At 47.2% G+C, this 1,352-nt stretch carries 2 protein-coding genes; both read right to left on the minus strand.

Translation table 11 applies throughout. The features are described from left to right. The coding region (locus FD09_RS15435; protein WP_338054263.1) for an IS3 family transposase at nt 1-811 on the minus strand (811 nt) is incomplete at its 3' end. After that, nucleotides 763-1,299: a helix-turn-helix domain-containing protein gene (locus FD09_RS15440; protein ID WP_057822562.1), complete on the minus strand. Its 537-nt coding sequence runs from the start codon at nt 1,297-1,299 to the stop codon at nt 763-765. The genes FD09_RS15435 and FD09_RS15440, both read right to left, overlap by 49 nt. Nucleotides 1,300-1,352 lie beyond the last annotated feature (53 nt).

The raw sequence follows: 1,352 nt of genomic DNA on the forward strand, positions 1-1,352 counted from the left end.
CGTAATGCGTCACGATTTGTTTCAGCTCCTTAATATCCCTAATCGGTTGTCGATTGAGACGTTCACGCTTAAGCAGGTTGAAGAAGCTTTCCATTGGGGCATTGTCATGACAGTTGCCTTTGCGGGACATGCTTGGAACGATTTCCATGGCGTGTAACCGGATCTGGTATTCACGGGTTTGGTATTGCCAGCCTTGATCGGAATGCATGATCGGTGTGACGCCAGAAGGCAGTTTCTTAGCCAGGTCATCAAGCGTTAGACGTAGCTGTTCTTTATTCGCAGAATTAGTCACAATGATTGTGATGACTTCTCGGCTAGCTTCGTCAATGATCGCTGAAATATATCCCCAGCTGCGATCTACCAATCTGACCTGCGTCACATCCGTATGCAGGACAGCGAATGGTTTCTGGGCATTGAATTGTTGGTGCAGCAGATTATCATTCACAGTGCCTACCTTCCCCTTATAAGAGTGATAGCCGCTGGTGTGGCGTGAATACAGTGTCACGCTGAGATCGAGCTGGCCCATCAACCGAAGCACCGTATTGGGAGAACACTTGAATCCGGCTCTACGGGCCATGACATGAATTCGACGATATCCGTAAGTCTCATACGAATCATGGAATGTCTTCTTGATGAATGCCTTCAGGGCCGTATATTTATCTGGTTTATCCTTCCGCTTCAAGCGATCATAGAAAGTGGCACGCGGCAACTGCGCTAACACTAATAATTCTTTAAGCGGATAGTCATGCCGTAACGTGTCAACTACTGCCGCTTTTTGGGCGGCAGATTGTTCTTCGATACGGCCCCTAATTTTTTTAAGAAGTCACGCTCCATTCTGGTATGGTATAACTCACCGCGTAATTTCAGGATCTCTTGCTGGTAGGCTTCCTTCTCACTGAGCTCCAGCTTCTTAACTTGTTTGGTTTTCTTGTGTTTCACTGTAGACCGCCTTCCTCGCGGTTTGGGACGCAACCCGGCCACTCCTTCAGTCCTAAAGATCTTCACCCAAGCAACCACCTGAGAGGAACTAATCCCGAAATGGGCAGCCACGGATACCACACCCGCACCACTGGTTTGGTAATAGTCTACCACGGCCAACTTCTGTTCCAGAGAGTAAACAGTCTTCGTATGTTTCCGCTTAAGAGATTCTAGTCCATGGGCGCGAGCCTGTTCAACCCATTCCCGGATTACTCTCGTTGTCGGGATACTGTATTTCGTGCAAAGTGCACTATATGATACACGTCCTGAAAGATACTCCTGCACAACTTGTAACTTTAATTCACTAGAATATTTGGTCATAAAAATGCCCCACAATCGTTAGAGTATCTGTCTAACAATTATGGGGCACTTCA

This window comes from Schleiferilactobacillus perolens DSM 12744 (genome assembly GCF_001435585.1).
Lineage (GTDB): Bacteria > Bacillota > Bacilli > Lactobacillales > Lactobacillaceae > Schleiferilactobacillus > Schleiferilactobacillus perolens.

Coding starts and splice junctions, on each gene's coding strand:
- FD09_RS15440 (WP_057822562.1), bottom strand. CDS start 1,299: ATGACCAAATATTCTAGTGAATTAAAGTTACAAGTTGTGCAGGAGTAT.